The organism is Pontibacter pamirensis (assembly GCF_010015475.1).
GTDB lineage: Bacteria > Bacteroidota > Bacteroidia > Cytophagales > Hymenobacteraceae > Pontibacter > Pontibacter pamirensis.
In genome coordinates this window covers 242953-250434 of record NZ_SSNI01000004.1, presented here as the reverse complement: position 1 = coordinate 250434, position 7482 = coordinate 242953, and the positions used below count along the sequence as shown (strand labels likewise).

The 7482-nt window shown below is 47.1% G+C and carries 7 protein-coding genes; all 7 read right to left on the bottom strand.

The genetic code is table 11. The features are described from left to right. Nucleotides 1-573: 573 nt before the first annotated feature. Genes trmB through E1919_RS06250 form a run of 7 tightly spaced genes read right to left on the bottom strand, consistent with a single transcriptional unit; the run spans nucleotide 574 to nucleotide 7448 of the window. Nucleotides 574-1236 (bottom strand): tRNA (guanosine(46)-N7)-methyltransferase TrmB, encoded by a 663-nt coding sequence (gene trmB / locus E1919_RS06280; protein WP_162052497.1) that lies wholly within the window; start codon nucleotides 1234-1236, stop codon nucleotides 574-576. A gap of 3 nt (nucleotides 1237-1239) precedes the next feature. After that, nucleotides 1240-2532: a bifunctional folylpolyglutamate synthase/dihydrofolate synthase gene (locus E1919_RS06275; protein ID WP_162052496.1), complete on the bottom strand. Its 1293-nt coding sequence runs from the start codon at nucleotides 2530-2532 to the stop codon at nucleotides 1240-1242. A 22-nt stretch (nucleotides 2533-2554) separates the two neighbouring features. After that, entirely contained in the window at nucleotides 2555-3472 is a 918-nt protein-coding gene (locus E1919_RS06270) for a hypothetical protein (protein WP_162052495.1), read from the bottom strand. A gap of 10 nt (nucleotides 3473-3482) precedes the next feature. Further along, nucleotides 3483-3878 carry an ExbD/TolR family protein gene (locus E1919_RS06265; protein ID WP_162052494.1) on the bottom strand — a complete coding sequence of 132 codons (396 nt, stop codon included), beginning with the start codon at nucleotides 3876-3878 and terminating at the stop codon, nucleotides 3483-3485. A gap of 8 nt (nucleotides 3879-3886) precedes the next feature. Further along, the gene (locus E1919_RS06260; RefSeq protein ID WP_162052493.1) at nucleotides 3887-4591 is read right to left on the bottom strand and encodes a MotA/TolQ/ExbB proton channel family protein; all 705 of its coding nucleotides are present in this window, start codon (nucleotides 4589-4591) and stop codon (nucleotides 3887-3889) included. A gap of 1 nt (nucleotide 4592) precedes the next feature. Next, on the bottom strand, nucleotides 4593-5747 hold the full coding sequence (locus tag E1919_RS06255; protein ID WP_162052492.1) for an HU domain-containing protein: 1155 nt from the start codon (nucleotides 5745-5747) through the stop codon (nucleotides 4593-4595). A gap of 6 nt (nucleotides 5748-5753) precedes the next feature. After that, a complete protein-coding gene (locus E1919_RS06250; protein WP_162052491.1) occupies nucleotides 5754-7448 on the bottom strand; it encodes a TonB-dependent receptor in 1695 nt (564 codons plus the stop codon). Between the last annotated feature and the right edge of the window lie 34 nt (nucleotides 7449-7482).

Sequence of the window (7482 nt, the reverse complement as noted above, 5' to 3'; positions counted from 1 at the left end):
ACGACCAATGACAAACAGCTGCCTTACTCTTTTCCCCTTCTTCTTTTGCTTTTAAAGCTACAGACTCAGCCCTTCTTTGTAAAGACTATTTTAGGACTCTTGCACATCCATTCAAAGATAGGATGACATCTTATACTACCTCTCCTGAACGATATCTATAGAATCTCAGAGTCTGCTACGCTGCTGATACTTTATTCTGTCTAACCTGCCGTAGCAACAGCCTATCCAGCGGCATCAGACCTACTGTTCTTTAGCTATTGCTCTGTGCTCTCAAGGCCGAGAGGCCTCGTCTTCGGGCATCGCGCTGGGAGTTTTTTGCGCCAAGGCGCTGCCGCGCGAGCGGCACCAAAAATCTCCAAAGGCGCTCAACCCAAAGACTGGAAGCGCTTTCACTTCGTGCTGACGATTAGAAAATGCTATAGTTCTTTAAAAGGAGCTTTACGTCATTTGGTAATATTTACACAAATCGCAAAATTGAAGTCGCTGCTTCTCTCTTCTTTTTGCACAAGCGAGTCAGGAGACTCGCACCCACTGTAAGTCACGGGATGTATTCCCGCGCCAGCAGCAATACTTTTACTTAAACTGCAATTGAAGGTACTTAATAGGTATACCTTCAGCGAGGTATCGCTTTTCATAGGTAGTATAAATGCCCATGGTATGCTCCTGCAGATTTGATTTATAGAGGTCCGGTGTATGAAGCAGGTATTTGACTTCACTCTCCCTCTCCTGCAGCACCTCAAGGGTATATTCGTACAAAGGCAGGTTATCTGTTTTTAGATGGATAAGCCCGTCAGGCTTGAGTATGCTTTTGTAGAGGTTCAGGAAGCGAGGGGATGTCAACCTGCGTTTGCTATCCCGGTCGCGGGGGCGTGGGTCCGGGAAAGTAATCCATACCTCGTCTACTTCATTCTCTGCAAAATTCTCGTCTATCTGCTCAATAAAAGTTCTAAGGAAAGCTACATTCTCCAGTTTCTTCTCCTCTGCCATGGTGCTTCCTTTCCAGAGGCGTTCTCCTTTGATGTCGGAGCCAATAAAATTTTTTTCAGGAAACACCTGTGCCATGCCAACAGTATACTCCCCACGGCCACAACCAACTTCCAGCACAATTGGGTTGCTGTTCTGGAAAAGAAGCTGCCGCCACTTTCCTTTTAGCTGGCCATACCGCTCGTCCCCCGGCTCAATTACATTCTCCCGCTCACCGATAGCGGCAAATTTTGCTAATTTAGATCTTGCCATCAATTATAGTTCTTCAATCTCTGCGACCACAAAGGTACTACCTCCAATAAAAATAACCTCATCAGGCGCAGCATTTGCCTTGGCAGCTTTCACTGCATCTGGCACTGAAGAAAAAGTCTGTCCTGACAAACCTTCATTTAAAGCCTTTTCCTGCAAGTCGCCTACAGGCAAGGCACGGGGTATATTCGCCTGGCAGAAGTAGTAAGTATACTGTGGTGGCAACAGCTTCAGAATACTGGTCACATCCTTGTCGTTGACAACACCAAATACCATATGCACGTGCTTTGGCTTAAGCGCTTCCAGTTGTTTCACTATTTGTTTAATTCCATCCTCATTATGACCCGTATCACAGATAGTTAAAGGATTCCTGCTTATTACCTGCCACCGTCCTTTCAGGCCAGTAATGGCTTTTGTATTTGCTAATCCTTTTCTTAGTGAAGTATGGGTGATATTATATCCTTTTTCATGTAAAAGCACCAGCGTCTGCAGCACACCCGGCAAATTATACTTTTGGTAAAGCCCCCCCAGATCCAGCTCTAAGCCAGGCAGAAAAGACTTTTCCTCGCGGTATACCTGAAAGACCTGGCGCTCATTTGAGGCTTCCGTCAGCTCCACCCGAAACAGGTCTTGAGCAAAGTATAGAGGCGCTCCGGCTTCCTCTGCCTTTGCCTCGAAAACCTCCTGTGCCTCCAGCTGGCGCGTGCTGATGACGGCGGGAATATCTTTTTTTATAATTCCGGCTTTTTCAGTGGCAATAGCACTAATAGTGTCCCCCAACAGTGCCTGATGATCATACCCGATGTTCGTGATTAGCGAAACCTCAGGCATAATGATGTTAGTAGAATCAAGGCGTCCACCCAGACCAACCTCTATTACAGCAATGTCAACCTGCTCATCAGCAAAGTATTTGAAAGCCAAAGCCACGGTCATCTCGAAAAACGAAGGCTGTATACTTTCAAATAAGGACTTGTGCTGCTCTACAAAATCCGCAACATACCCTTCAGGCACCTCCTGCCCATTGACACGCACTCGCTCAGTAAAAGACTTCAAGTGTGGTGAGGTATAAAGTCCCGTCTTGTAGCCAGACTCCTGCAGCACAGCAGCCAACATGTGTGAGCTGCTGCCTTTGCCATTCGTGCCAGCTACATGTACTGTTTTAAATTGGTGTTGCGGCTGCCCCAGCGCCTCACAAAGCGCAATAATATTATCCAGGCTCTTCTTAAAAGCAGCATTGCCGATGCGGTGAAACATCGGCAATTGCTGGTATAAATAATCAAGACACTCTTGATAAGTCATATAAGTAAATAATGTAAACAGACTAGCGGGAGGTGATACGGAATGTTACCTGGCCGGAGGCTCCTGCGTTAGACGATCCTCCACCCGTGCGACTGAAAGTTGTTTTCTGAAGCTGTGATTTATACCAGGCCACTACCTGCGGAGATACGTTACTTTCTAACACATCCACCCTTGTCAGGTTACCATCCGCATCGATTTGAATAGCGAATTTTACGATTCCTGTTTCGTTGCTGTATGGGTCCTTTCTGGGTTCAATATCATAGCGCCAGCCCTGCATATCCAGCGAGCCTCCTGAACCACCACCGGCTTTGCCGTAAAGTGACTTGGCGTCTACCTTTCCTTCAGGGCTTCCTTTATCACCTACTGCACCGTCGTCATCACCATTGTTGTTGCCAGTTGCAGCATCAGAAGAACCGTTTTTACCGGTACCCGTGCTAGTGGTTGGCTTGCCCGGGTAAAGCGAACGAGGCTTCTCCGGTTCCTTTTTAACCACTTCCTCTGGTTCTGCTTTTGGCTGCGGTTTCACCTCCTCTTTAGTTGGCTGCGGCTTCGGCTGTGGCTTTACTACCTCCTTCACAGAAACAGGAGCCTCCGCTGTGGTGGTGGTTACTTTAGGTGTTTCAACAGGTTGTGGCGGTGAGGGCGGTGTCACTTTGGCTACGGGCTGCGGTTCCGGTAAAGGATCAGGCTGTGTAGGTGCCGGCTTGCTATCCTCTACATTCTTTGACTCATTTGCGGCAGCCGTCGTTTGGATGTCACCGCTACCTACTGCATCCATACCAAAGTTAAGTTCGATGCCAAAATTAGGTGCTGGCGGATCAGGAGCCCGCCATGCCAGCATGTAAATCAGAAAAAGCACAAGCAGCACGTGCATGCCGATGCTAACACCGGCGGCAATGCGCTTGTTCTTCTCTTCTTCATGGGATTGGGCAATTGCCATAGTTTTATCGTTATTCTGCCGGCACAGTGGCCAGCGTTACACTTGCATTCAGATTTTTGGCGATACCTGCCACCCTTGCCAGGTGCTCTACAGGCACGCTCTTATCTACGTGTAACACCACGGCGCCCTCCTCTGTTCCCTGCAGCAGTGCGGTTAATTGCGGCTCTATGTCCTCCGCTGCTATTTGCTTATCATTTAAATAGTATTCCAGGTCCTCGCTTATTGTAATGCTGATTTTCTGCATCACGATGTCAGATGTCTTGCTGCTTGGCAAGCTAACCGGTAAACCGGAAGGCGTTACAAAGTTAGACGTAAGCATAAAGAAAATGAGCAACAGGAAAATGATGTCCGTCATGGATGACATGCTGAACTCGGCGTTGATCCTGTTTTTAGAGCGAATATTCATTTCTTAACTTAAAGCTGTGGTTCCTGTAATACATCAAGAAACTCAATTGAAGAGTATTCCATCGCGTGCACAATGCTATCGATTTTAGATACCAGGTAGTTATAACCTACATAGGCAGGCAGACCAATGATAAGCCCGGTAGCTGTTGTTACCATGGCCTCATAGATACCGCTTGAGAGAAGCTTCGGGCTAACAGAACCCTCTGCCTGTGCAATAGCAATGAAGGCACCGATCATACCTGTTACGGTTCCAAGGAAGCCAAGCATTGGCGCGGCACCAGCAATAGTAGCAAGGGCAGAAAGGTTTTTCTCCAGGCGGCTGATTTCAATTTTGCCCACATTTTCAATAGAGGTCTCTATGTTCTTCAGTGGGTTCCCGATGCGTGTAAGGCCTTTCTCCAGCATGTGGGATACAGGTGTGTTTGTCTGGGCACATAGCATTTTAGCACCAGTAATATCACCGGCCAACACCATTTTCTTAATTCGCTCGTTGAAGCCCTCCGGGTTTTTAGCGGCTTTCTTCAGCGTAAGAAAGCGCTCAACAAAAATATAGATGGCAGCCAGAGAAAGCAGGGCAAGCGGAATCATTGCCCAGCCACCTGCTAACGCCAGGTCAATAAGCCTTACAGATTCTGGTCCTGCTTCGGCTCCCTCAGCAAGGGCTGCAGTTGTGTCAGCAGCAGTAGTCGTGATTTGTAATAAGAGTGAGGTCATGTTAGTAATTAAGTACCCAAATAGTTTCTCCGAATGATTTTTTGTAATTGTTTAGCACCGCTTTTGCTTCGTCTGCCGTTGCGAAATCAGCTACTGAAACACGGTATAATTTGCTGTTAGGCCCTGGTGTCAGCATTTTAGAATCATGGCCAGCCGTGCGGGCTGCGTCACGTCTTACGACCGCGTTTTCAGTTGTAGAATAACCACCTATGATGATGTAAGAACGTCCGCTCTTCTCATTAATTGTGAGCACCGGCTCTGCTGGCTTTACCTCTTTCACAGGCACAGCCACTTCTTCTATAAGCACCTCATTCTTTTGCTCTTCCGGCCACATATTTAAAGAAGCACTTACACTATCAGCCGAGAAATAGGTTTGTTCATTTAAAGCAGGCTGCTGTTCCTCCTGTACAACAGCTGTAGCTTCTTCTGGAAGTAATGCAGCGTAAGTTGCAATACGCTCCTCCCCTGTAACTGGCACATATCCTGCAGCATACCTGGTTACTCCTCCCGTGTTACTTGCAGTATAGCCTGAGTTGAGCAGCATCATAGGGTTCAGGCTGCTTAAGTTATAATCTGCCTGAAGCGAAAGGAAGTACAAAGCAGATCCCGTTAAACCGGCCAGCGCCAGGCCTGCAGCTACGTTATAAGCGCGCTTCAGACGCTTGCGCAGTGGCTGCTTTTCATTTGCATGCTCCTGCTGCCGCTCTTTTATAAGCGTACGCAATACGGCAGGCTCCTCCACCCGCACAGGGCGTGCCACCAGTTCTGGCAAACCAAAGCTTGCATCCAGCAGGTTATCGCCTTCTACATACTCAAATTCCAGCTTGTGCTCCGGGTTGTAACTGAACACACCTATTTCATGCAGTTCGAATCGATTCTCCTTATGCAGCCGGGCCTTAGCCTGTTGCACAAAGGCCGTCACCAGCTGCTGCGCCTCCTCTTTAGATATATTGTTATAATAGGCAATGGTGCTGATAAGCAAGCCATCGTTCAGAACAAGCTTCTCGTTGAAGGCAATTTTTTTGGACGGCGGAGCAAATGAATGCTTCACCGGATTGATTCTAGCTGGCACATACCGCGTAATTAACCCCCCAAACTCAGGGATGATGACACAATCGTGTTCGTAGAGCAGTGACTTAATATGCTTTGCAACCATAAGCAATTAGAATGAGTAAGTAACGCCTCCTATTATATTGATACCTCTGCTGGGGTAATTAACGAACCTTTCGTACTTCTGCCCAAGCAGATTGTTAGCCATTAGAAAAATGGTAAAGTTATTCGTAAAGCGATAATCTGCCTTCAGATTTAAGTCTACTATCGTATCCGTCTCGCGCAGCTCTGAAGTGCCGTCAGCACTGTACACGCGTCCGAATGAACTCCCAATATAGTAAAGTTCTGAATTAAACAGAATCTTATCATAGAAGTTGTAGGTGCCATAAATGCTTGACATCAGCGACGGACGATGAAAGGGTTTCTCTAAGTCATCGGTGTTATAGCTGTTATAATCAGCCTTTACACCCAGCCTGATTTCGTCTGAATAATTAAAAGAAGCTTCGGTATAAAAATTCAGCACATTTGTTACGCCATTGTCATACACCAGGTCAAATTTAGCAGGATCAAGCGGAGAGTTGTTGTAGAAGTACAGGTTGCGGTAGTTCTGGTAAGCCACGCGGGCATTTAACTGCACATAATTCGCCAGATTTGCCTGAAAACCACCATAAATTTCCAGTCCTTTGTTTATGTCCGCTACGTTCACATTGGGTGCGAGCCAGGGATTCTCCTGTGTCAACTGATATAAAGTAACTCTTTCCAAGTCACCACCTAAACCGGCATAAATCAGCAGGTTACCTTCAATTGGCTCAAGGCCGACACGTACCATCGGGTACACATTGAACTTGCGGGCATTCGCCACAGTGTCGCCTGTGTATGCCACTTTAGCACCTAATGTGAGGCGAATAGCATTTAACTGGCGCTCATACGCCGTATTCAACTTAAAAAAATTACGGCTGACAGTGGCAGAATCTTTGTGTGACAGAAAGGAAAGATCAGCATCTACTTTAAAAGCTGACATCTCATCGATGCCGTACTCGCTGCGCAGTTTCAGAGCAAGGTTGCTTTCGCTCATGTCAAAGCGGTCGTTCAGGTAACGGAACTGCACATCCCCTTTGAATTGAAAAGGAGAACCTGACGTTTGATTATGTAAAAAGGCTTCTGCGGATACTCTGTTAAATACCTGCCGGATAGAATCCTTCTCCACTTCCTGGTCTCCCTCCAGCAGTGGCTCATACCCATAGAAGTGGTATTTGTCACGGCCATACTTCAGTTTGCCGCCAACCGTCATATCGCGCAGGTACTGCTCGCCGTGCACACTGATGTCAGAGTTCGCAACAGCAGAATTCCCTTTGTCTACAGGTCCACGGGCCGAAGCAATATGACTCACTTCTGCACCAATGTCTGAGGTTTCGCTACGCTTGTTATGGAAATAACCCTTCAGGTACAGGGAAGCATAGTTTCCGATGCCACCTTTTAGATAATTGCCATACAACTTGGTCAGTTCATCTTGCTTTATGGTGAGTACACGCATTTGCAGGTTAATGTCCTGCGAGGGCAAACGGTAGTCCACAAAACGATACCGCACATTTCGGTCGCCCGTTTCCGGCGGGTCGATACGAAACTTCTCGAAGTTACGGGCAGCCTGTGGCAGTTCAATCACACGGTTCTTCTCTACTATTACCTCAGCATCCTCCAGTTTGGCTCCTTCGCCCCATCCCTGCGTTTGCGCCTGCACATTGTTATGATAGCTGTACCCGACACACAACACAATAGCAAGTGAAGCTAATCTTATCTTATTTTTCATGATGATTCTGTTCTAAAATAAACTGATGTTGAAC